The sequence below is a fragment of the Streptomyces sp. WG5 genome (assembly GCF_049974565.1).
Lineage (GTDB): Bacteria > Actinomycetota > Actinomycetes > Streptomycetales > Streptomycetaceae > Streptomyces.
The window spans coordinates 168,662-189,315 of the sequence record NZ_JBNGGC010000001.1 but is presented as its reverse complement, the minus strand read 5'-3'; the positions used below and the strand labels follow the sequence as shown (position 1 = coordinate 189,315).

General features: G+C 72.2%; 21 protein-coding genes. 7 read left to right on the top strand and 14 right to left on the bottom strand.

Features of this window, described 5'->3' with window-relative positions; translation table 11 throughout:
- Positions 1–76 precede the first annotated feature (76 nt).
- From ACP4IX_RS00805 to ACP4IX_RS00770, 8 genes are all read right to left on the bottom strand, one after another.
- A complete protein-coding gene (locus ACP4IX_RS00805) occupies positions 77–1,129 on the bottom strand; it encodes a 2-aminoethylphosphonate ABC transporter substrate-binding protein (protein ID WP_426554439.1) in 1,053 nt (350 codons plus the stop codon).
- A 38-nt stretch (positions 1,130–1,167) separates the two neighbouring features.
- Positions 1,168–1,965: an ABC transporter permease gene (locus tag ACP4IX_RS00800; RefSeq protein ID WP_426516834.1), complete on the bottom strand. Its 798-nt coding sequence runs from the start codon at positions 1,963–1,965 to the stop codon at positions 1,168–1,170.
- Positions 1,952–2,821: a 2-aminoethylphosphonate ABC transporter permease subunit gene (locus tag ACP4IX_RS00795; protein WP_426554438.1), complete on the bottom strand. Its 870-nt coding sequence runs from the start codon at positions 2,819–2,821 to the stop codon at positions 1,952–1,954. Before ACP4IX_RS00795 ends, ACP4IX_RS00800 begins: the two co-directional genes overlap by 14 nt.
- Positions 2,814–3,995, bottom strand: a complete 1,182-nt coding sequence (locus tag ACP4IX_RS00790; protein ID WP_426554437.1) for an ABC transporter ATP-binding protein — start codon at positions 3,993–3,995, stop codon at positions 2,814–2,816. Before ACP4IX_RS00790 ends, ACP4IX_RS00795 begins: the two co-directional genes overlap by 8 nt.
- Entirely contained in the window at positions 3,995–4,687 is a 693-nt protein-coding gene (locus tag ACP4IX_RS00785; RefSeq protein WP_426516828.1) for an HAD family hydrolase, read from the bottom strand. The genes ACP4IX_RS00790 and ACP4IX_RS00785 overlap by 1 nt, the downstream gene beginning before the upstream one ends.
- Before the next feature lie 8 nt (positions 4,688–4,695).
- Positions 4,696–5,820 (bottom strand): TIGR03364 family FAD-dependent oxidoreductase, encoded by a 1,125-nt coding sequence (locus ACP4IX_RS00780; RefSeq protein ID WP_426554436.1) that lies wholly within the window; start codon positions 5,818–5,820, stop codon positions 4,696–4,698.
- A gap of 132 nt (positions 5,821–5,952) precedes the next feature.
- Positions 5,953–6,708, bottom strand: coding sequence for a GntR family transcriptional regulator (locus ACP4IX_RS00775; protein ID WP_426554435.1), 756 nt, complete (start codon positions 6,706–6,708; stop codon positions 5,953–5,955).
- Positions 6,709–6,834: 126 nt separating this feature from the next.
- Complete coding sequence (locus ACP4IX_RS00770; protein ID WP_426516822.1) at positions 6,835–7,749, bottom strand: hypothetical protein; 915 nt, start codon at positions 7,747–7,749, stop codon at positions 6,835–6,837.
- A 337-nt stretch (positions 7,750–8,086) separates the two neighbouring features.
- On the opposite strand from ACP4IX_RS00770, the gene ACP4IX_RS00765 reads away from it, so the two are divergent.
- Positions 8,087–9,565: a PQQ-dependent sugar dehydrogenase gene (locus ACP4IX_RS00765; RefSeq protein WP_426516820.1), complete on the top strand. Its 1,479-nt coding sequence runs from the start codon at positions 8,087–8,089 to the stop codon at positions 9,563–9,565.
- 58 nt (positions 9,566–9,623) lie between these two features.
- On the opposite strand, the gene ACP4IX_RS00760 is transcribed toward ACP4IX_RS00765, so the two are convergent.
- Complete coding sequence (locus ACP4IX_RS00760) at positions 9,624–10,952, bottom strand: ROK family transcriptional regulator (RefSeq protein WP_426554434.1); 1,329 nt, start codon at positions 10,950–10,952, stop codon at positions 9,624–9,626.
- Positions 10,953–11,068: 116 nt separating this feature from the next.
- Here ACP4IX_RS00760 and ACP4IX_RS00755 point away from each other — a divergent pair, with 116 nt between their 5' ends.
- The 3 genes from ACP4IX_RS00755 to ACP4IX_RS00745 all read left to right on the top strand — a co-directional run bounded on the left by ACP4IX_RS00755 (position 11,069) and on the right by ACP4IX_RS00745 (position 13,630).
- Entirely contained in the window at positions 11,069–12,172 is a 1,104-nt protein-coding gene (locus tag ACP4IX_RS00755; protein WP_426516816.1) for a Gfo/Idh/MocA family oxidoreductase, read from the top strand.
- On the top strand, positions 12,169–12,651 hold the full coding sequence (locus ACP4IX_RS00750; protein ID WP_426516814.1) for a heme-degrading domain-containing protein: 483 nt from the start codon (positions 12,169–12,171) through the stop codon (positions 12,649–12,651). The genes ACP4IX_RS00755 and ACP4IX_RS00750 overlap by 4 nt, the downstream gene beginning before the upstream one ends.
- A gap of 106 nt (positions 12,652–12,757) precedes the next feature.
- On the top strand, positions 12,758–13,630 hold the full coding sequence (locus ACP4IX_RS00745; RefSeq protein ID WP_426554433.1) for an LLM class F420-dependent oxidoreductase: 873 nt from the start codon (positions 12,758–12,760) through the stop codon (positions 13,628–13,630).
- 173 nt (positions 13,631–13,803) lie between these two features.
- Here the strand turns inward: ACP4IX_RS00745 and ACP4IX_RS00740 are convergent, their stop codons facing one another.
- The 3 genes from ACP4IX_RS00740 to ACP4IX_RS00730 all read right to left on the bottom strand — a co-directional run bounded on the left by ACP4IX_RS00740 (position 13,804) and on the right by ACP4IX_RS00730 (position 15,968).
- Complete coding sequence (locus ACP4IX_RS00740; protein ID WP_426554432.1) at positions 13,804–14,661, bottom strand: fumarylacetoacetate hydrolase family protein; 858 nt, start codon at positions 14,659–14,661, stop codon at positions 13,804–13,806.
- Between the two features lie 159 nt (positions 14,662–14,820).
- Positions 14,821–15,537, bottom strand: coding sequence for a YidC/Oxa1 family membrane protein insertase (locus ACP4IX_RS00735; RefSeq protein WP_426554431.1), 717 nt, complete (start codon positions 15,535–15,537; stop codon positions 14,821–14,823).
- Between the two features lie 101 nt (positions 15,538–15,638).
- Positions 15,639–15,968, bottom strand: a complete 330-nt coding sequence (locus tag ACP4IX_RS00730; protein WP_426554430.1) for a DUF6412 domain-containing protein — start codon at positions 15,966–15,968, stop codon at positions 15,639–15,641.
- Positions 15,969–16,118: 150 nt separating this feature from the next.
- On the opposite strand from ACP4IX_RS00730, the gene ACP4IX_RS00725 reads away from it, so the two are divergent.
- Positions 16,119–17,144 carry an SEC-C metal-binding domain-containing protein gene (locus ACP4IX_RS00725; RefSeq protein ID WP_426554429.1) on the top strand — a complete coding sequence of 342 codons (1,026 nt, stop codon included), beginning with the start codon at positions 16,119–16,121 and terminating at the stop codon, positions 17,142–17,144.
- An 89-nt stretch (positions 17,145–17,233) separates the two neighbouring features.
- The gene (locus ACP4IX_RS00720) at positions 17,234–17,653 is read left to right on the top strand and encodes a DUF3592 domain-containing protein (protein WP_426554428.1); all 420 of its coding nucleotides are present in this window, start codon (positions 17,234–17,236) and stop codon (positions 17,651–17,653) included.
- Between the two features lie 81 nt (positions 17,654–17,734).
- Here the strand turns inward: ACP4IX_RS00720 and ACP4IX_RS00715 are convergent, their stop codons facing one another.
- Positions 17,735–18,319, bottom strand: coding sequence for a dihydrofolate reductase family protein (locus ACP4IX_RS00715; protein WP_426554427.1), 585 nt, complete (start codon positions 18,317–18,319; stop codon positions 17,735–17,737).
- Between the two features lie 587 nt (positions 18,320–18,906).
- Between ACP4IX_RS00715 and ACP4IX_RS00710 the strand changes: the two genes are divergently transcribed.
- Positions 18,907–20,256 (top strand): DNA cytosine methyltransferase, encoded by a 1,350-nt coding sequence (locus ACP4IX_RS00710; protein WP_426554426.1) that lies wholly within the window; start codon positions 18,907–18,909, stop codon positions 20,254–20,256.
- Here ACP4IX_RS00710 and ACP4IX_RS00705 read toward each other — a convergent pair.
- On the bottom strand, positions 20,182–20,649 hold the full coding sequence (locus ACP4IX_RS00705) for a very short patch repair endonuclease (RefSeq protein WP_426554425.1): 468 nt from the start codon (positions 20,647–20,649) through the stop codon (positions 20,182–20,184). The two genes, ACP4IX_RS00710 and ACP4IX_RS00705, sit on opposite strands and share 75 nt — an antisense overlap.
- Positions 20,650–20,654: the final 5 nt, after the last annotated feature.

Here is a 20,654-nt window from a genome sequence, read left to right as displayed (position 1 = left end):
TAAACGGCGGCCCGATCATGGGGAACGGCCCGTTCCCCGGTCCGTTCCCGGGCCCGTTCCCCGGCCCGTTCCCGGGTCAGCTGCCGGTCGCCTCCTTCCAGGCGTCGACGTACGACGTGAGGTTCTTCTCGATGTCGTCCCAGTCGGGCTCGAAGACCTCGACGCCGTCCATCAGCCTGGTGAGCGCGATGGCGTTGGCGTCGGTGGCCTTGACGTCCTGGCGGGCCGGGAAGCCGCCGCCGATCTCGCTGACCTGCTGCTGTGCCTTCTGGCTCAGCATGTGGTCGAGGAGCTTCTTCCCGTTCTCGGTGTGCGGGGCGTCGGTGACGAGGCCGGCCGCGTAGGGCAGGGCGAAGGTGGTGGGCTCGCCGCCCTCGCGGGCGGGGAACCAGATGCCGAGGTTGGGCAGGGACTTGGACTGGGCGTAGTTCATCTGGACGTCCCCGTTGGCGACGAGGAGTTCGCCCTTGTCGACCTTGGGCGCGAGTTTGCCGGTGGAGGCGGACGGGCCGACGTTGTTGGCCTGGAGCTTCTTCAGGTACTCCATGGCGGGCTTCTCGCCGCCGAAGTCGTGCATGGCCTTGATGAGGACGGCGGTGCCGTCGCCGGCGATGCCGGGGGTGGAGTACTGGAGCTTGTTCTCGTACTTCCCGTCGAGCAGGTCCTCCCAGGTGGCGGGGGCCTGCTTCAGCTCCTTCGTGTTGTGGACGAACCCGAAGTAGTTGTTGACGACGGCGGTCCAGGCGCCGTTCGCGGCCTTGTCGGCGCCGCCGACCCGGTCGGCTCCCTCGGGCGCGTACTTCTGGAGGAGGCCCTTGGTGTCGGCCTGCTGGATGAAGGGCGGGAGGGTGACGAGCACGTCGGCCTGCGGGTTGCGCTTCTCGCGGGCGGCGCGCTGCACCATCGCGCCGGAGCCGCCCTCGACGTACTCGACCTTGATGCCGGTCTCCTTCTCGAAGTCGTCGAAGACCCGGTCGTACCAGCCGTCGCCGTTCTCGCCCTTGAGGCCGTCGGCGCTGTAGACGGTGACGACGTTCTCGTCGGAGGCGGCGGTGCCGGTGCCGCAGGCGGTGAGCGGGAGGGCGAGGACGCAGAGGGCGGCGAGCGGCTTGACGGCGTTCCTGGGCATGGCGAGGTGGACTCCTTGCGCGAGGGCGGGGAAGGGGGTCAGCGGTACGAGGCTCTGGTGCGGATCCGGGAGACCGCGAGGAGGACCAGCACGGTGGCCGCCATGAGGACCACGGCGATCGCCGAGCCGGTGAACAGGGCACCCCGGTCGGTGGCCGCGTAGATCAGGACGGGCAGCGGGGTCCAGTCGGGCGGGTAGAGCATCATCGTGGCGCTCAGCTCGCCCATGGACAGGGCGAAGCAGAGTCCGGCGGCGGCGGTCAGGGACGGCAGCAGCAGCGGCAGTCTCACCCGCCACAGGACGTAGGCCGGGGAGGCGCCGAGGGACGCGGCGGCCTGCTCGTAGGCGGGGTCGAGGCGGGTGAGCGCGGCGGAGACGGACTGGTGGGCGAAGGCGGTGACCAGGACCGTGTGGGCGATGACCACGATCCAGCGGGTGCCGTTGAGCAGCATCGGCGGCTGGGAGAAGGCGACCAGGGTGGCGAGTCCGACGACGACGGAGGGCACGGCGAGGGGCAGCACGAACAGGGCGTCGAGCACCTTGCGGTGCCGCTTCCTCAGCGCCGCCGCGGCGAGGGCGGCCCAGGTGCCGGTGGCGAGGGCGAGCAGGCTGGCGGTGACGGCGGTGACCAGGCTGGTGGTGAGCGCCTGGAGGGCCTCACCGCGGGTGGCCGCCTGGAAGTTGGCGGTCGTCATGCCGGAGGGCAGGACGCTCGACCAGTTGGTGGCGAGGGAGGCGCCGAGGACCACCAGGAGGGGCAGGGCGAACAGGGGCAGGAAGAGGAGGAGGAAGACCGCCCACACGGCCCACCTCGCCCCGCGGCTATGCACCAGCACGGCGGCTCACCACCCGGTAGAGGCTGTAGAGGCCCACGGAGATCAGGACGTTGACGACGGCGACCACGCAGGCGCCCGGGTAGTCGGACTCCAGGATCGCCTTGCCGTAGACGAGTGTCGGCAGGGTCGTGACGCCCTTGGCGCCGGTGAAGAGCACGATGCCGAACTCGTTGAGGCACAGGACGAGGACCAGGCTGCCGCCGGCCGCGAGGGCGGGCAGCGCCTCGGGCAGGATGATCTGCCGGATGATGCGCGGCGCGCGGGCGCCCAGTGAACCGGCGGCCTCCAGCTGGGCGGTGTCCAGTTGGGAGAAGGCGGCGAGCAGCGGGCGCATCACGAACGGCGTGAAGTACGTGATCTCCGCGAGCAGCACACCCCACGGCGTGGTCAGGAACTGGAACGGCCCCTCCGCGGCGCCCGTGGCGTCGGTCCACGCGCCGTTGGCCATGCCGACCGTGCCGTAGACGAACAGCAGGGCGAGCGTGATCAGGAAGGACGGGAAGGAAAGGAAGACGTCGATGAACCGCGACACCGCCTTCGCCCCGGGGAACGGCACGAACGCGATGACCAGCGCGAGGACGAACCCGAGCACCAGGCACCCGGCGGTGGCGGCCACCGCCAGCCACACGGTGGTCCACAGCGCCTCGCGGAACGCCTCCGAGGCGAAGACGTCGGCGTAGGGCTGGAGCGAGGTGCCGCCGGTGTCGGGCTGGAAGGACTGCTGGACGACGAGGGCGAGGGGGTAGAGGAAGAACAGGGCGAGGAGGGCGACGGGGGGCAGGGCCCAGACCCAGGCCGGGACCGAGGCACGGGTCCGCTCCTTCGGGGCCGGGGCGCCGATCGTCGTACTAGCCATGGCCGCCCACCTCGGCCGGAAGCAGCACCGCGTCGTCCGGGGCGAAGTGCAGGGTGACCTCGTCCCCGTACGCGGGCGGGTCCCGCAGCTCACGGAGGTCGGCCATGACACGGTGGCCGGCGACGTCGACGTAGAGGCGGTGGGTGGCGCCTCGCCACTGGATCTCGCCCACCGTCCCGGTGAGCCGGTTGGGCCCGTCGTCCGCACCGAGTCCGACGAGGTGGGGGCGTACGCACAGGGTGGCCGACGCGCCCCGCGCGACACCCGCCGTGTCGACCTCGATCCCGGCGCCGGCGAAGGTCACTCCGCCCGCGCCCACCGTCACCGGCAGCAGGTTCGCGTTGCCCACGAAGGACGCCGTGAACGCGTTGGCGGGCTCCCGGTACAGCTCGCGCGGGGTGCCGCAGGCCTGGAGGCGCGCCTTGTCCATCACGGCGATCCGGTCGGCGAGGGTCAGCGCCTCGACCTGGTCGTGGGTGACGTAGAGGATCGACACGTCGGGCAGCTCGCGGTGCAGCCGCGCCAGTTCGGCGAGCATGCCGGAGCGGAGCTGGGCGTCGAGCGCGGACAGCGGTTCGTCGAGGAGCAGGACACCGGGCCGGATGGCGAGCGCGCGGGCGATGGCGACGCGCTGCTGCTGGCCGCCGGACAGCTCGCGGGGGTAGCGGCGGGCGTAGGCGCCCATGCCGGTCATGTCCAGGGCCTCGGCGACCCGCTCCCGTAGGCCGGCGCGGGCGGCCTTGCGGGCGCGGAGCCCGAAGGCGACGTTGTCCTCCACCCGCATGTGCGGGAACAGGGCGTACTGCTGGACGACCATGCCGATACCGCGCCGGTGCGGGGGCAGGCCGGTGACGTCGCGGTCGCCGAGGAACACCCGCCCGGAGACGGGCCGTACGAACCCGGCGACCGCCCGCAGCGCGGTGGTCTTGCCGGATCCGGACGGCCCGAGGAGCGCCATGACCTCGCCGGGTTCGACGGTGAGGTCCAGGGCGTCGAGGACGACGTTGCCGCCGTAGGCGACGGTCACCGCGTCGAAGCGGATGCCGGTGGTGGCGTTGGGGGCGTTGGTGGCGTTGGTGGCGTTGGTGGCGTTGGTGCCCCTGCGGGCGGTGGCGGGGGTGGCGGTGGCCGGGGCGGCGGGGGTCGCGGTGGCGGGGGCGGCGGTGCTGTCCATCAGCCGGCTCCCCTCAGGAGGGCGGGCAGGTCGGCGACGGAGTCGAGGACGTGGCCGGCGCCCGCCTCGCGGAACGCGTCGTCGCCGTGCGCCCCGGTGCGTACCCCGGCGACCAGGCCCGCACCGGCCCGTACGCCGCTGAGCACGTCGTACGAGGTGTCGCCGACGACGGCGACCTGGCGTACGGCGTCGGCGGCCTTCGTGCGCAGGAAGGCCTCCAGCACCATGTCCGGGTACGGCCGTCCGCGCCCGCCCGCGTCGGCGGGGCACAGGGTGAGCGGCACCAGGTCCTGCCAGCCGAGGGCGGCGAGGATGGCGTCCTGGGTGACGCGGGCGAAGCCGGTGGTGAGGACGACGGTGCGACCGTCGGCGGCCAGCTCCTCGACGGCCTCGCGGGCGCCGGGGACCGGGGCGATCAGGCCGCCGTCGACGAGTGCGCCGTACGCCTTCTCGAAGGCGGCGTTGGCCTGCCGGGCGCGGTCCTCGTCGCCGAACAGGTGCCGGAAGACGGAGATCTTGGACTCGCCCATGGTGGCGCGGACGTAGGCGAGCTTGTCGGCGTGGTCGTCGGTGCCGGGTTCGACGCCCAGTTCGCGGGCGGCGGCGAGGAAGGCGCGCTCGACGAGGCCGCCGTCGGCGACGGTGGTGCCGGCCATGTCGAGGACGACGAGGCGGATGTCTGTCGTGGTCATAGGGGTGTTCACCAGCCCAGTTCGTTCGCGGTGGTCTCGGCTATCGCGGGTGAGCAGGTCATGCCGCGCCCGCCCGGCCCGGTGACCAGCCAGACGCCGTCGCGGACCTGCTGCCGGTGCACGACCCGGCTCTTGTCGGTGCACTGCGCGTACACCCCGGCCCAGCGGCGGCGGATCTTCGGCAGCGGGCGACCGAGGAGGGACTCGACGACGCCGGTGAGGTGCTCGTAGGGGTCCTCGACGGTGTCGAAGGCGAAGGGGTGCTCGTACTCGTGGGTGTCGCCGATGGTCAGGCCGCCGTCGGCGCGCTGCACCATCAGCAGCTGCATACGGTGCTCGGCGGCCGTGGCCGGCTGCGGCTGACGCGCGTTCAGCTCGTCCAGGGCGGGCGAGCCGTAGGCGGGGTAGTAGCGGAAGCTGTCGGCGTCGGCGACGGAGGTGGTCAGCGGTTCGCCGAGGGGGTCGGTCTGCATCATCTGGAGGCGGACCCGGCGCACGGGCAGGCCGGGTCCGGCGAGCTCGCGGACGAGGCCGCCGAGCCAGGCGCCGGTGCACAGGACGACGACGTCGCCGGTGTGCGTGTCGCCGTGGTCGTCGCGGACGGCCCGCTCGCCGATGACCTCGCGGACCTCGCGGCCGGGCAGGAACGTGTACGTCGGGGACCTGCGCAGCTCGGCGCGCAGGGCGATCTGCGCGGTGCGGGGTTCGACGGCCGCGTCCCGCTCGCAGTACAGGGCGGCGTCGAACTCGCCGCGCAGGGCCGGGTTCAGAGCCCGGGCCTCACCGGGGGTGAGGAGCTTGTGGCCGCGGGCGGCGGCGTCCGGGCGGGCGACGGCCGCCTCGGCGACCGCGCGTTCCAGGTCGCCGCGGACCGGGGTCAGGGAGCCGTTCGGACGGAAGCCCAGCGCCGGGATCCGGCCGCCGATCTCCTCCCACAGCTCCCGCGCCCGCAGCGCGGTCTCCAGCTCCTCTCCACCCGCGCGGCCACTGACCCAGATCTGGCCGAAATTGCGCAGTGAGGCGCCGCGTGCCTCGGTCTCGCGCTCGATCTGTACGACCTCGTGGCCGCGGTTCACTGCGTGCCAGGCGTGCATGGTGCCCACCACGCCGGCTCCGACGACTATCACTCTCACGACCGCCACGCTCCTCGGCACCGGGGAACCGGAGGAATCCGGCCGACGACGAGAGCGTGAACTGGTCATCACGTTTGGGCTAGACCCGTTATCTTTTCGTTATGCGTCTGGGGTGAGGGGATGCGGTGGTTTTCAGCCGCGGAGGTGGGTCGTGAAGGAGAAGCGGTCGCCCCGGTACAGCGTCCGTACGCGTTCCAGTGGGCGGCCTTCCGTGTCCCGCGAGACGCGGTGGATGAGCAGCATGGGGAGGGCCGGCGGGGTGCCGATGAGCAGCGCCTCGCGCGGGGTGGCGAGCACCGTCTCGATGCGTTCGTCGGCGTCGCCGAAGGCGATGCCCTGGGCGGCGAGGTGGGCGTAGAAGGAGGAGTCCGGGTCGAAGGCGGTGTCCAGGTCGGGGATGCGGGCCACGGCGACGTAGGTGCTCTCCAGGCCGACCCGCTCGTCGTCCGCGAGCAGTACGCGCTCCAGGTGCCAGACGGGCTCCCCGCGCGTGAGGCCGGTCTCGGCGGCGAGCGCGTCGGGGCAGGGGAAGCGGTCGAGGGTGACGAGCGCGCGGCCGGGGGTACGGCCCTGGCGCCGGACGCCCTCGGTGTAGCTGGCCAGGGACAGCGGCTGCGCCAGCTTGGGGCCGGCGACCACGGTGCCGCGTCCCCGCCGGCGCAGCTTGCCCTCCAGTACGAGTTCCCGCAGGGCCTGCCGGACGGTCTCCCGGGCGACCTCGTACCGCTCGGAGAGGTCCCGCTCGGTGGGGATGGCGCTGCCCTCCCCCAGTTCGGCGACCAGACGGTCGATCCGCGCCTTGACGGCGTAGTACTTCGGCACGCGGCCGTGCTCCGGGATCCCGGAGCGGACGGGGGCGCCCGGGGCCTGGTCGTTCGGGTAGTCCACGCAGGGATGGTCGCAGACGGGGGTGACGGGGGCGCAGGGTGTCCCGGCGTCCCGGCGTCCCGGCGTCCGGCACTCATGGGTACCCGTCGCCCGGGCGCCGTACGCGTCAGCCGGGCGCCGTACGCGTCAGCCGCGCCTGCGGGCCAGCAGGACGGCCGCGCCGCCAGCGGCGACGAGCAGGGCGGCGGCTCCCAGGGCCGCGCCCGTCCGACCCGGTCCGGTGCCGGCGAGTTCGTCGGCGAACGGGACGCCGGTGCCGTCCTGGGCGTCCGGGATGGCGGAGGGGGTGGCGGGGGCGGCGGGATCGGTGCCCTGTCCGGTGCCCGACTCGTCGGCCGGTCCGTCGGTCGCGCCGTCGGGGGAGTCACTGGTGGAGTCGCCGGTGGAGTCGCCGGTGGGCTCGCCCGCCCGGATGCGGAAGCGGTAGTCGTTCGACTGGCCGATCCACTCGCCGTCGCCGCCCCGGCGCTGGACGACGGCCGCGTTGGCGGTGACCTCGCCCGGGGCGGCGTCGGAGGTGAGCGCGAGCCGGACCTTGACGGTGAGGGTCTTGCCCGGGCCGACGGTGAAGCCGGGGAAGCCGTCCTCCCGCTCCCCGTCTCCCTCCGACCCCCCGTCACTCTCCCCCTCCCCCTCCCTCTCCGCCTCCCCTTCCCCGAAGGCGCCGATCAGTTCGTCCCGGTCGGTCGTCTCGAAGCCGACGGGGCGCGGGCGGGAACCGTCGTAGAACTCCAGGCGGGGCTGCGACGGTTCCAGCGCCCGCTGTTCGTCGACGAGGACGACGACCGGGTGGATGCCCTCGCAGGTGCGGGACGTGGTGTTGGTGAGGTCCAGGTACCAGGTGCCGTAGCCGCCGCCCGCCTCATAGCCGGCGGGGCCGCCGTGGATGCGGGTGGTGAGGGGGAAGGTGTGGTCGTCCGGGGCCGTACAGGCGGGCAGCGGCGCCCGGGGGTCCGCGTACGCGGGACAGACGGACGCGGAGGCCGCGAGGAGGGCGGCTGTCGCCACCAGGGAGGGGGACGCGGGCGTGAACAGTCGCATAAACACATGAGCGTGCCGGTGGAACACGGCTTCGGGCACCGCCATTCGGGCCATGACGCCCGGACGGAGGACAGGCGTCCCCCGATCGGCGACCGCGGCGCGCCGAGCGGCAGTGTTTGCGCCAGGCGGCGTGAAAGTGGCGCAATCACGCGTTGCCGCTCCGCTTCATGAGCCGCAGCCTGAGTGCGGGAGCGCTCCCAGACCCCGGCCCCTCGACCCCCGTACACGGAGAAAAGGACTCATGGACGCTCTGGCTTGTCATATACATGCCCATCACTTATGGCGCCGTCTCCCGCTTGTCCTGACCGCTCTCACCACGGCTCTCCTGCTGATCACCTTGATCCCCTCCCCCGCGGCAGCAACAACGGAGAAGGCGGCCGGGAAGGCGCCAGGACAGGCGTCGTCCCCCGTCCCCCTCCCCTCGCTCAGCGCCACCACCACCCAGGTCGCCTCCGGGCTGAGACGGCCCACCGCGCTCGCCGCCCCCGACGACGGCACGGACCGGCTGTTCATCACGGAGAAGCGGGGCACCATCCGCGTCTACCACCCGGACACCGGCCTGGCCGGGACCCCGCTGGTCGACATCACCCCGTCCGTGGACGAGTCCGGGAACGAGCGCGGCCTGCTCGGCCTCGCCCTGCCGCCCGACTTCGCCGACAGCCGGGTGCTGTATCTGGCGTACACGGCACTGCCCGACGGCGCGGTCACGCTCGCCCGCTACCGGCTCGACGAGTCCCGCCTGGAGGTCCTGCTCTCCCAGGAGCACGCCGAGTTCAGCAACCACAACGGCGGGCAGCTGGCGTTCGGCCCGGACGGCAACCTGTACTGGAGCATCGGCGACGGCGGCGGCTCCGGCGACCCCTTCGACACCGGGCAGCGGCTGGACACCCTGCTGGGCAAGATCCTGCGGATCGACGTGAGCCGCTCCTGCGGCCCGCTCGCCTACTGCGTCCCCGACGACAATCCCTTCGTCGGCACCCCCGGCGCCCGTGAGGAGATCTGGCTGTACGGGCTGCGCAACCCGTGGCGGTTCTCCTTCGACGCCGCCGACGGCTCCCTGTGGATCGGCGACGTGGGCCAGGGCCACTGGGAGGAGATCGACCACCTGCCCGCCGGGCAGGGCGGTCTGAATCTCGGCTGGTCCTGCTACGAGGGGCTGGAGAAGTTCACCGACGGGGACTGCCCGCCCGGCGAGGAGTACACGGAGCCGGTCTTCACCTACTCCCCCTACACCGGCGGCTGCTCGGTCATCGGCGGCCACGTCTACCGGGGCGAGCGGTACGCCGGCCTGGTGGGCGGCACCTACATCGCCACCGACTACTGCTCGTCCACCGTCTGGGCGCTGCGCCCCGACGGCCGGGGCGGCTACGAGCAGGCCGAGATCGGCGAGATGCCCACCCAGGTGACGAACATCGGCACGACGGTGGACGGGGAGTTCTACGTCGTGAACGACCTGCCCGGCGGCCTGCACCGGGTGTCGTTCACGCGCGAGGAACCCACCTGCCGGGTGGACCGCACGGTGACGGCCTGGGGCACCGGTTCGACGGTCGACCTCACCGTCACCCACACCGGCGACGCCCCGGTGAACGGCTGGACGCTCGAGTTCCCGCTGCCCCTCGGGCAGACGGTCGTCTCCGACTGGAACACGGAGCTGACGCAGAGGAGCAACATGGTCTGGGCGGGCAGCGCCCCGCACAACGCCGTGATCGCGCCGGGCGCGAGCGTCACGCTGGGCTACCTCACCGACCACACCGGTGACGCCTCACCGCCGCCGCGGTTCATGCTCAACGGGGACGCGTGCGCGGTGGGCCGCTGACCGGCGGCGCAGGCCCGCACGGGGCCCGGCCGGGCATCGGGACGCCGGCCGGGCCCCGTCACGCGTCTCCTCGCCCGAACAGCGGCGCGAGCAGCAGCTGAGCGGCGCCCTCCGCGACCCCGCGCGTCCCTCCGGGTGCGATCCGCACCGGTACGGGGCCGTCGCGTCCGCCCTCGCGCCGGGCCCGCGCGTCGAGGACGGCGCCGACTCCGTGGACGAAGGCCTCGGGGGCGGCGGCGACGGTACGGCCGCCGAGCAGCACCAGGTCGATGTCCAGCAGCCCGACGAGGTTCGCGGCGCCCGCGCCCAGCACCCTGGCCGCCTCCGCGAGGTCGCCGCGGGCGACGGCATCGAGGCACAGGGCCTCTATGCAGCCGCGGGCGCCGCAGGTGCAGGGCGGCCCGTCCAGTTGGACGACCTGGTGCCCGAACTCCCCGGCGCCGGTCCGGGCGCCCCGGTGCACGCCGCCGCCGAAGACGAGGCCGGCGCCGAGTCCCGTACCGAGGTGCAGGTAGGCGAAGGAGCCACCCGCGCCGCTGTCCGCGCCGCCGCCCGCGCCGCCACCCGGGCGACCGCCCTGGCCGTCACCGTCAAGGCCACCCGCACCGTCCCCGTGACGGCCACCCGCACCGCCCCGCTCGCCGCATCTCTCACCGCCCGTGTCACCGCCCTTGCCGCCGACCGCGAGACCGACCGCGAGGCCGAGTGCCGCCGCGTTGGTGTCCTTGTCGACGACGACCGGCACCCCGAGCCGCTCCGCCAGCGCGTCCCGCAGCGGGAACCCGTCCCACTCCGGGAATCCGGTGACCCGGTGCAGCACCCCCCGGACGTGGTCGAGCGGCCCCGGCAGCGCGACGCCGAGGCCGAGCAGGGTGGGCGCGGCGGAGAGGTCGCTCCCGGGCGGGGCCAGGGTGCCGGCGACCAGTTCCCGGGCCGTCCGCGCCACCGCCTCCACCACGGCCTCCGCGCCCGCGCCGAGGTCCAGCGGGGAGCGTCGCTCCGCCACCACGGCACCGTCGAGATCGACCAGTACCGCCCGCAGCTCGTCCCGGTCCAGGTGGACGCCGACCGCGTGGCCCGCCCCCGGTTTCAGGCGCAGTACCGTGCGCGGCTTGCCGCCCGTGGACGCGCGGCGTCCGGCCTCGGCGGCGAGGCCCTCGTCCCGGAGCCGGGCGGTGATCTTGCTGACCGCCTGCGGGGTGAGCCCGGTCCGCTCGGCGAGTTCGAGCCGGCTGATGCCCCGGGCCCCGGCGGTGCGCAGCAGGTCGAGCACCAGGGCGGTGTTGTGGCTGCGCAGGGCGAGCAGGTTGGCGCCCCCCACCGCCCCGCGCATACCGCCGCCCCTCACGGCGCCCGCACCCGCACCGAGGTCCGTGCCCGTACCCATACCCGCGCCCGTACCCATACCTGTGCCCGTACCCGCGCCTCCACCGTTCGTCCTGTTCACACCCCCCATTGTCTCCGGCGCTTGCACTTTGGCAACACCGTTGCGAAAGTAGGGGCATGACTGCTACTCCCCCCGGCAACGCCCCTGGTAACGCTCCGGGCGGCCCGCTGCGCGTCGGCCTCGTCGGCTACGGCCTCGCGGGCTCCGTCTTCCACGCTCCGCTGATCGCCGCCACCGAGGGCCTGGCCCTGGACACGGTGGTCACCTCGAACCCGGAGCGGCAGCGGCAGGCCCGCGCCGAGTTCCCGGACGTGCGGACCGTCGCCACGCCCGACGACCTGTTCGACCGGGCCGCCGACCTGGACCTGATCGTCATCGCGTCCCCGAACAAGACGCACGTACCGCTGGCGGCGAGGGCCCTGCGGGCCGGCCTGCCGGTCGTGGTGGACAAGCCGGTCGCGGGCACGGCGGCCGAGGCGCGGGAGCTGGCGGCGCTTGCCGAGGAGCGCGGCCTGCTGCTCTCCGTCTTCCAGAACCGCCGCTGGGACAACGACTTCCTCACCCTCCGCAAGCTGCTCGCCGAGGACGCGCTGGGCGACGTGTGGCGCTTCGAGTCCCGCTTCGAACGCTGGCGGCCGAAGCCGAAGGGCGGCTGGCGCGAGTCCGGCGACCCGGCAGAGATCGGAGGTCTCCTCTACGACCTCGGGAGTCACGTCGTCGACCAGGCGCTCGTCCTCTTCGGCCCGGCCACGCAGGTGTACGCCGAGTCGGTCGTCCGGCGCGCGGGCGCGGAGGCGGACGACGACACGTTCGTCGCGATCACGCACGCCAACGGCGTCCGCTCCCACCTCTACGTCTCCTCCACCGCCGCCCAGCTCGGCCCCCGTTTCCGGGTCCTCGGTTCGAAGGCCGGGTATGTCAAGCACGGCCTGGACCCGCAGGAGGCGGCGCTGCGAGAGGGCAGGCGGCCCGGCCCGGGCTGGGGCGAGGAGGACGCGTCGCTGTGGGGCCGCGTGGGCTCGGGCGAGTCCCCGCCGACCGGCGGCGGACGCGTCGAGGCGACCGTGGCGGGTGACTACCCCGCGTACTATGCGGCGGTGGCGAAGGCCCTGCTGGAGGGCGGCCCGAACCCGGTCGGTGCCCGGGAGGCGGCCGACGCCCTGGACGTACTGGAGGCGGCCCGCCGGTCCGCCCGCGACGGAATGGTGGTCACCCTGTGAGTTACTCCCCCGGCACGGCCGCCCCGACCGTGGAGGAGCTGGAGGCGCAGGAACGCCGCCTGGTCTTCCGCCGGTTCACGAACGACGACGCGTGGGCGCTCGGTTCCCTCCTGGTGGAGCTGGCCCGGGAGCGTCGGGCGCCGGTCGCCATCGACATCCACCGCGCCGGCCAGCAGCTCTTCCACGCGGCGCTGCCCGGTTCGGCCCCCGACAACGACGCCTGGATCGCCCGCAAGCGCCGGGTGGTGGAGCGGTACGGCTGCGCGTCGTACCTGGTGGGCTGCCGTTTCCGGGCCAAGGGCACGACGTTCGAGGAGTCCTCGCGGCTGGACGCCGACACCTACGCGGCGCACGGCGGCTCCTTCCCGGTCACCGTCGCGGACGTCGGCGTGGTCGGTTCGGTGACGGTGTCCGGGCTGCCGCAGGTGGAGGACCACCGGCTCGTGGTGGAGGCCCTGGAGCGCTTCCTGGGCGAATAGCCCGACTGGCCCCGGGCGGTGTGATCGGGGAATCAGCGGTGGGTACCTGTGGTTGGCAGTCAGGCACGCAGGATGATCACGGCGCCCACCGGAGGGATCGCAACCGATGAACGACGCGACGGCTTCTCTGAAGGAATCGGTCGGACGGTACGGCGTCTGGAGCGCGCAGCTGCGCTCCGGGGACCCGGACCGCGCCGGGGAACGGGCCGAGGCCGTCGCCGAGTTGGAACGGCTCGGCTTCGGTGCCGTGTGGCTGGGCGGCAACACCGCCGCCCAGCACGCCGCCCCGCTGATCGAGGCGTCCTCGCGCATCGTGGTCGGCACCAGTATCCAGAGCATCTGGGAGCACGAGGCCGCCGCCACCGCCGCGGCCTTCGCCGAGCTGGAGGTGGCCCGTCCCGGCCGCTTCGTGCTCGGCCTCGGCGTGAGCCACGGCCCGATGGTGGGAGGGTACAAGCGCCCGTACTCGACGATGGTCGGCTACCTCGACGACCTCGACAGGGCGGGGATGCCGGCCGGGCGCCGGGTGCTGGCCGCGCTCGGCCCGAAGATGCTGGAGCTGTCCCGGGACCGGGCGGCGGGCGCGATCCCGTACCTGGTCACCCCGGAGCACACGGCGCAGGCCCGCGAGAGGCTCGGCGAGGGCCCGCTGCTGGCCCCGGAGTTCAAGGTCGTCCTCGACTCCGACCCGGCCCGCGCCCGCGCGACGGCCCGCGCCTACCTCTCCGGGTATCTGAAACTGCCGAACTACACCAGGAACTTCCTCAGCCTCGGCTTCACCGACGCCGACGTCGCCGACGGCGGCAGCGACCGCCTGATCGACGCGGTCTTCGCCTGGGGGGACGAGGAAACGATCCGCGCCCGCGTGGACGCGTTCCACGACGCCGGCGCGGACCATGTGGCCCTGCAGGTGGTGGAGGACGACACGGCGCCGCTCCCCCGGGAGGGCTGGCGCCGCCTCGCTTCGCTGCTGGGGTGAGGCAAGGCGCCGAGGGGGGCGCGGGGCTGTGACATGTGCGGCTCCGCCGCGTGGGCGCGACCAGCCGGCGACGGCCCGCGGCCGACCACGCACCGCAGTCCCGCGGCCGACGACGCACCGCGCTCCCCGCGCCCCGCGCCCCGCGCCCCGCGCCCCGCGCCCCGGTGGAGCGTCTACGCGTCCTTCAGCTCCTGCCGCTGCCGCCCGAGCCCGTCGATCTCCAGCTCGACGACGTCCCCGGCCCGCAGGTAGGGCTTCGGCTCGGGCCGCCCCATCGCCACCCCCGCCGGTGTCCCGGTGTTGATGACGTCGCCGGGACGCAGCACCATGAACTGGCTGACGTACCGCACGACCTCCCCCACCGGGAAGATCTGCTCGGCGGTCGTCCCGTCCTGTTTCAGCTCGCCGTTCACCCACAGCCGCAGCGACAGCCGCTGCGGGTCGGGTACCTCGTCGGCGGTCACCAGCCACGGCCCCAGCGGGTTGAACGTCTCGCAGTTCTTGCCCTTGTCCCAGGTCCCGCCGCGCTCGATCTGGAACTCCCGCTCGGACACGTCGTGTGCGACCGCGTACCCGGCGACGCACGCGAGGCCCTCCTCGGCCGACTCCAGGTAGCGGGCCGTACGCCCGATCACGACCGCGAGCTCGACCTCCCAGTCGGTCTTGGCGGAGCCGCGCGGCACGAGCACCGTGTCGTCCGGTCCGACCACGGTGTCGGGCGCCTTGAAGAAGACGACGGGCTCGGCGGGCGGCTCGGCCCCGGTCTCGCGGGCGTGGTCGTGGTAGTTGAGGCCGATGCACACGATCTTGCCGATGCGTGCCACGGGCGGTCCGACGCGCAGTCCCGTGCCGTCCAGGGCGGGCAGTTCACCGGCGTCGGCGGCGGCCCGTATCCGGCCGAGCGCGGCGTCGTCGGCGAGCAGCGCCCCGTCGATGTCCGGCACCACGCCCGACAGGTCTCGCAGGGTTCCGTCGGCGTCGAGCAGTGCGGGTCGCTCCGACCCCGCCGTACCGACTCGCAACAGCTTCATGATCCCCAACTCCTCGTTCGCGGGCAGCCCGCCCGATGAGGTGCGCCTGGATGCGGCCGTGCGCAGCCATCGGAGGACTGGTCGATCGTCCAAGGTCGGGGTCCACTCCGCAATACCCCGTTCACGTACTGGACCGTAGCCGTGTCGTCCGGCTGTGGTTCACCGGTACAGGACGGCCCGTTCGACGGCGCTCCACGTCGTGCTGGTGACGACGTAGAGGGCGGCGGCCAGCGGCACCACGGCCACGGTGACGAGCGTGAGGAAGGACATGAACGGCATGATCCTGGTGATCGCGCCCAGTCCCGGAACCTGTTCCCCGTCACCGGTCGGCGCTGCCGGGCGGCCGGTCGTCGTCCGTTTGGTGGTCCGGTAGCTGAAGAGGGCCACCGCGGTGACGCACGCGAACAGTGCGGCGTACACGAGTCCGGTGTTCCCGAGCGGCCCGCCGCCGTCGCCGAGTGTGTCGGCCCACCGTCCGCCGAGCGGGGCGGCGAGGAGCTGGTGGGAGAGCAGTGTGTTGGGCTCGCCGCCGATCGACGGGCTGGAGAAGAGGTGGTAGAGGAGGAAGAAGGCGGGCAGCTGGCACAGGCTGGGCAGGCATCCGGACAGCGGGGACACTTTTTCCTCGGTGTGCAGTGCGAGCACGGCCCGTTGGAGCTTTTCGGGGTTCTTGGCGTGCTTGCGGCGCAGTTCGGCGATTCTCGGCTGCAGTTCGGTGCGTGCCTTCTGCCCGCGCGCGGCGGCCCGGGACAGGGGGTGGAGGAGGAGCCGTACGAGGGCGGTGAACAGGATGATGGCGGCGGCTGCGGCCGAGGCGCCGAACAGCGGCTGGAGCAGGTCGGCGAGGTGCTCGACCAGGCTGGCGCATACGGACATGGGTGGGTGAGCCCTCCGGGGGGTCTCGTCGTGCCGGGTGAAGGGGATGGCGGCATGACGACACGGCCGGCGTGGGGCCAAGTGTGGGGGGTGGCTGTGCCCTACGCGGTGGTCGCCGGGAGGGCGTGTCCGGGTGCTCGGGGGCGGCGGCGGCCGCGGGCGTCGGGGTCGCGTTGCGGCAGGAAGGCGGTGCGCAGGTCCCGGTCCTTGATGGCCGTACGCACCCGGGTGGGTGGTACGGCGGGCGCGCAGCGTGCGGCGATGACGGCGCACACGGCGAGTGCGGTGCCGGCTGCGGCGGTCGCGGCGAGCGCGACGGTGGCGGAGAGGCTGCCGGCGTCGACGAGGGCGACGGGGAGGAGCACGAGCAGCAGGACGAGCAGGGGGCGCAGGGCGCGCAGGGGGTGCGGGGTGGCCGGTCCTCGGGCCATCGGCCGCTTCCCTTCTCGTGTGCGTGTTTGCCCCAGTTATACAGGAGCCGGCTGGTGTCCGGTATGGGCACCGTCGTGTGCCGTTCCGGCCCGGGTCTCGGGTCTGCGGGGGCCTCACCTTCGTCACCTGTCGGCAGTACGGTGTCCCCCATGCGCCCCGACACGCCTGCCGAGAACGTCGACCATCCCGCCGAGGCGGCACGCCTGGAGCGGACCGCCGGTCTCTATCCGGAGGACGCCGAGGCTCTGCTCCTGCGTGCGGCGGCCCACCTGGAGCTTTCCGGTGACCGCCCTGCCGCGACGAAGCTCTACGACCGCCTGTTGTCTTCCGGTTCCGCTGCCGCGGCGCTGGAGAACCCGTCCCTGGTCCGTGCCCTCAAGGCGTCGAACCTGTGGGAGTACGGCCATGAGGCGGAGGCCCGGGCGATCATCGACGGCGTCCGTGCGGCGTCGCCGCGCGATCCTGCCCCGTGGGTGATCGTGGCGGAGTCCTTGGAGGCCCATGACGAGTTGGAGGCGGCGCACGAGTCGTTCACGGAGGGTGCTCGTCTGCTTCTGACGGATGTGGCGGAGCCCCCGTACTCGGCGCATCCTCTCCTGTACGGCCGCCACCGGGTCCGCAGGATGCTGGGTTTGGCCCACGACGAGTGGGACGCTCTCGCCGACACCTTGCATTCCATGCCGGTGTCCCTGGACGAGTTGCACGACCCGAAGCGTGTGTGGTCGCTGGGTTCGGAGGATCCGGCGGATCTGGAGGCGGAGATCTCCCGCCTGCGCGCCGAGCTGGGTGCTTACCGGGAGGCTCTGTCCCGTCCTTTCCCGGTGGCGATGCTGCACTGGCCGGCGGACGAGCTGGCGGAACTCGTCGAGGCGTATCCGCCGCTGGCGGCCGAGTACCCCTCGTACGGGGAGCACGTGGCGGCCATAGAGGCGGCGCTGCGGGAACTGGCGTCGTCCGGCACCCCGAACCTGGGTGTGGTCCGGGGGACGGTGCCGTCGTACGAGGCGTTCGCGGCGTCGGAGGGTGTGTCTCCGGCCGATCCGGCTCTTCTCCCCCAGTACGCGACGACGCTGGCGGCGCGGGGGCGTGCGGTGGTGTGGCCGCCGCAGCGGGGGGCGGCGTGCTGGTGCGGTTCGGGCCGTCCGTACGGGGAGTGCCACGGAACCGGGGTGTGACGGGGCGCGTCTTCCCGGTCACCTGACGCCGGTGCCGGGCCTGGACGCCGTCCGGGGGTGACTGTCGTGTGCTTCGGGGGGAGCCTGCCGTGTCGCAGCCCTGGTCGACCATCGCGTTGCTCTTCGCCGCCGGCTGGACGGCCTTCGGTGTCCGTGTCGTCCACCTCGCCCTCCGCGGCCGGCGGGGCCTGCGTCTTCTCGGTGTCCGGGGGGCTCGCGCGGAGGGCGAGGTCGCCCGCGGTCCGCGGCGCGAGGGTTCGGTCCTTCACCCGGCGCAGGTTCGTTACCGGGCGGGCCCACGTCATCAGACGTATCGCCGCGTTCCTCTCAACTCCGGCCTTCACACGCTCCGCGTCGGGTACTCGGTCGTGGTGCGGTACGACCCGGCGGATCCTCGCCGTGTGGTCGTGGTGCGGACGCAGAAGACGTTCGCTCCGACGGCGGGCCTGGTGTGGGGGGTGCTGTTGTGCCTGTTCGGGCTGGGGTTGGGGGTGTGGGCGGTCGTCTGAGGCCGGACCGGCGGGCGTGTCGCGCCGACGTGGTGTGCCGGCGGGCCCGGACGGGGGCGGCCGGCGGGTAGCCCGATGGGCTCAGCCATGCAGGGTGGGCCGGTAGACGAGCTCCTGGGTGTGGCCGTCGAGCGTCCGGTGCTCGATCAGCTCGAGGTCGAAGTCGGCCGCACCCCGGAAGACCGGGTCCAGCCCGGTCCGCCCGGTGATCACGGGGAAGATCGTCACCTGAACGCGGTCGACCAGACCGGCGGCCATCAGCGCCCGGTTCATCGACAGGCTGCCGTGCGAGCGCAACGGCACCTCGGACTCCTCCTTGAGCCGCGCCACGACGTCGATGGCGTCGCCGCCCACGACGTCCGCGTCCGGCCAGTCGAGGGGCCCTTCCAGCGTGGTCGACACCACCGTCGCCGGCAGGCTCCTCATCCGCGTCACCCACGGGTCACGCACCTCGGACTCCTCGGTACTCTCGGCCACCATCCGCGCGAACCCTCGATACGTGTTGGCCCCGAAGACCATCCGCTGCTCCTCGCCGTACAGGGCGAGACGGTGATCGAGGAGCTCGGGACCCTGCTTGCCCCAGTAACCGCCCCAGTCGCCGCTGCTGCCGTAGGAGCCGTAACCGTCGAGGCTGGAGAAGACGTCGAATGTGTAGGTGGCGGTCATGGTGCTCTCCTCGCGTGCGGTCGATCGCCTGTCGGAGATACAGACCGACGGCCACGGCGGAATTCATCGCCTCGGGCTCCTGGACTCCGGCCGCCCCGGACGGACTCCCGCACTCCTGCACTCCTGGAGTCCGCCCGCCCCGGACGCGGCCCGGAGGCTGCGTCACGGCGGAGAAGGTGCTGAGGTCACGAGAACAATGCGGCCCGATCGGATTCCGCCAGCAACGCGCAGAACACGTTGCCCCGGGTTGGCGAGAACGACCCGGCGCCGGGCTTCGGGCTTGCGGCGATCGATCGCCGCCCACGCTCAGCAGCCGCTCGGCCTCGGCGCCACTCAAGGTGTCGGGGCGCAGGTACAGATGGATCCTGTCTAGCCCGACTCGCGCTCCGGCACTGCGCTGAAGTGCGAGGCCGGGCCGCCGGGCAGCTTGATCTCAGTCTCACCGGAAGCTGCTGGCTTCGCCTCCCTCCCCTCTCACCTCACGTGGGATGCCTCAGTGGCCCAGCAAAAGTGCGAGACTCTTGATGTCGAGAGGCTGGCACATGATCATCGCCTCTCCCGGAACAACCACCTTCAGGAGGAGCGGCATGCCCCGCAGCGGCCAGACGCGACCGCGGTTCGCCTCGCCATTGACCTCGATCGAGATCTGTGCGGGTGCCGGGGGGCAAGCCGTCGGACTTCACAACGCCGGTTTCGATCATCGCGCCCTCGTTGAGTGGGACCCGCACGCCGTGGCTACCTTGCGGGCCAACGTGGGCGGCTGGCCCGGCTGGAATCAGCACAAAGCTGACAATATCCACCCTATGGACGTCAAGGATTTCCTGGACTCCGAGGTACGAAAAAATCTCGGCCTTGAGCCAGGAGAACTCGACCTGCTCGCTGGTGGAGTGCCATGCCCCCCGTTCTCCTTGGCCGGACGCCGGCTTGGCCCGGACGATGAGCGCGACCTTTTCCCGGCAGCGCTTGACATCATCGACGCTCTCAGGCCGAAAGCGGTGATGATCGAGAACGTCAGAGGCATCCTTGAGCCTCCGGAAGTCTTTATTGAGTACAGGAATTCCATTCTTGACACGCTGCGTAATCTCGGTTATCTAGTCCCTGAGATTGACCAGAATCAGTCAGCCAGTGCACAAGACGTGGCTATGCGAAAAGTCTGGCGCCGGATGGACGCGAAGCACTTCGGAGTACCACAGCTCCGGCCTCGTGCAATTTTGGTAGCTATTCATCAGGATGCGGTAAAGCCGGGACATCCCGGATTCCAGTGGCCTACGAGCACAAAGGGTAGCGCGGCTACTGCTTTCGAGAAGCTCGATAAGAGCATGCTCGCACGCTGCAAGGCGTTCTGGGATAAGAACGCGGATGGCAAACCTGCCCGGCCCGGCGAGCGAACCGGGCAGATGGTCTATGAAGACTGGAAGAGAAACATCTCCCTCGCCGCAGCAGCGGGTAAGAAAGTTGCCCCGACACTCGTAGGCGGCTCGAGGAAGCACGGCGGTGCCGACCTCGGACCTACGCGCGCCAAGCGCGCGTGGGCCGATCTGGGCGTCGACGGGATGGGGATCGCCAACGATCCGGAAAACTGCGACCCGGAACGCGATCTGTTCCGCCCGGCCGGCCCGATGCTCACTGTCGCCCAGGCGGCGGCCATCCAAGGATTCCCGGAAGACTGGAAGTTCCAAGGACGGAAGACAGCCCGTTACCGTCAGGTCGGGAACGCCTTCCCGCCGCCGGTTGCCGAGGCAGTGGGACGCGCGATCGCCGCAGTTCTCCTCCCTGAATACAGCGAAGCTCTCACCAGGGACTACGAGATGGAGCCCACAGGGGTGGCCCTCATCAACGACGTTCCGCAGCAACTGGAGATTTCAGTCGCCCCGCGCCGGGCCTCCCTCACGCCGGCCCAAGACCGTCGCAGCGATTTTGTCAGCACAGGTGTCTGACGGCTCGTGCTCCCAGAAGCGGAGCACGAGCCAGCCAGCTTCCCGCAGCCTTTCGTCGGTATCCCGGTCCCTCTTGATATTGCGAACGACTTTTTCCGACCAGTAACCGGAATTAGTCTTCGGCGGGACGTAATGCTCAGGACAGCCATGCCAGTAGCAGCCGTCGATGAACACCGCGACCTTCGCCGAACGGAAGACCATGTCCGCCGTCCGGCGAAGATCGGGGAGGGGACGGGCAGCGACCCGGTACCGCAGCCCTGTGGCATGTACGAGCCGCCTGATCAGAATCTCCGGCTTCGTGTCACGGCTGCGGATCGCCTGCATGTTGCGGCGGCGTGCTGCGGAGGAAGCCCAGGAGCCTTCCGGGGCCTCCCATTCGGCTTCGGGGGACACACCGC

What these genes read in the sequence shown, in the direction of transcription:
- ACP4IX_RS00785 (WP_426516828.1), bottom strand. Translation starts at nt 4,687, where the DNA reads ATGACCACGACAGACATCCGCCTCGTCGTCCTCGACATGGCCGGCACC.
- ACP4IX_RS00805 (WP_426554439.1), bottom strand. Translation starts at nt 1,129, where the DNA reads ATGCCCAGGAACGCCGTCAAGCCGCTCGCCGCCCTCTGCGTCCTCGCC.
- ACP4IX_RS00795 (WP_426554438.1), bottom strand. Translation starts at nt 2,821, where the DNA reads ATGGCTAGTACGACGATCGGCGCCCCGGCCCCGAAGGAGCGGACCCGT.
- ACP4IX_RS00715 (WP_426554427.1), bottom strand. Translation starts at nt 18,319, where the DNA reads ATGACCGCCACCTACACATTCGACGTCTTCTCCAGCCTCGACGGTTAC.
- ACP4IX_RS00725 (WP_426554429.1), top strand. Translation starts at nt 16,119, where the DNA reads ATGCGCCCCGACACGCCTGCCGAGAACGTCGACCATCCCGCCGAGGCG.
- ACP4IX_RS00755 (WP_426516816.1), top strand. Translation starts at nt 11,069, where the DNA reads ATGACTGCTACTCCCCCCGGCAACGCCCCTGGTAACGCTCCGGGCGGC.
- ACP4IX_RS00735 (WP_426554431.1), bottom strand. Translation starts at nt 15,537, where the DNA reads ATGTCCGTATGCGCCAGCCTGGTCGAGCACCTCGCCGACCTGCTCCAG.
- ACP4IX_RS00740 (WP_426554432.1), bottom strand. Translation starts at nt 14,661, where the DNA reads ATGAAGCTGTTGCGAGTCGGTACGGCGGGGTCGGAGCGACCCGCACTG.
- ACP4IX_RS00760 (WP_426554434.1), bottom strand. Translation starts at nt 10,952, where the DNA reads ATGGGTACGGGCACGGACCTCGGTGCGGGTGCGGGCGCCGTGAGGGGC.
- ACP4IX_RS00730 (WP_426554430.1), bottom strand. Translation starts at nt 15,968, where the DNA reads ATGGCCCGAGGACCGGCCACCCCGCACCCCCTGCGCGCCCTGCGCCCC.
- ACP4IX_RS00770 (WP_426516822.1), bottom strand. Translation starts at nt 7,749, where the DNA reads ATGCGACTGTTCACGCCCGCGTCCCCCTCCCTGGTGGCGACAGCCGCC.
- ACP4IX_RS00790 (WP_426554437.1), bottom strand. Translation starts at nt 3,995, where the DNA reads ATGGACAGCACCGCCGCCCCCGCCACCGCGACCCCCGCCGCCCCGGCC.
- ACP4IX_RS00745 (WP_426554433.1), top strand. Translation starts at nt 12,758, where the DNA reads ATGAACGACGCGACGGCTTCTCTGAAGGAATCGGTCGGACGGTACGGC.
- ACP4IX_RS00710 (WP_426554426.1), top strand. Translation starts at nt 18,907, where the DNA reads ATGCCCCGCAGCGGCCAGACGCGACCGCGGTTCGCCTCGCCATTGACC.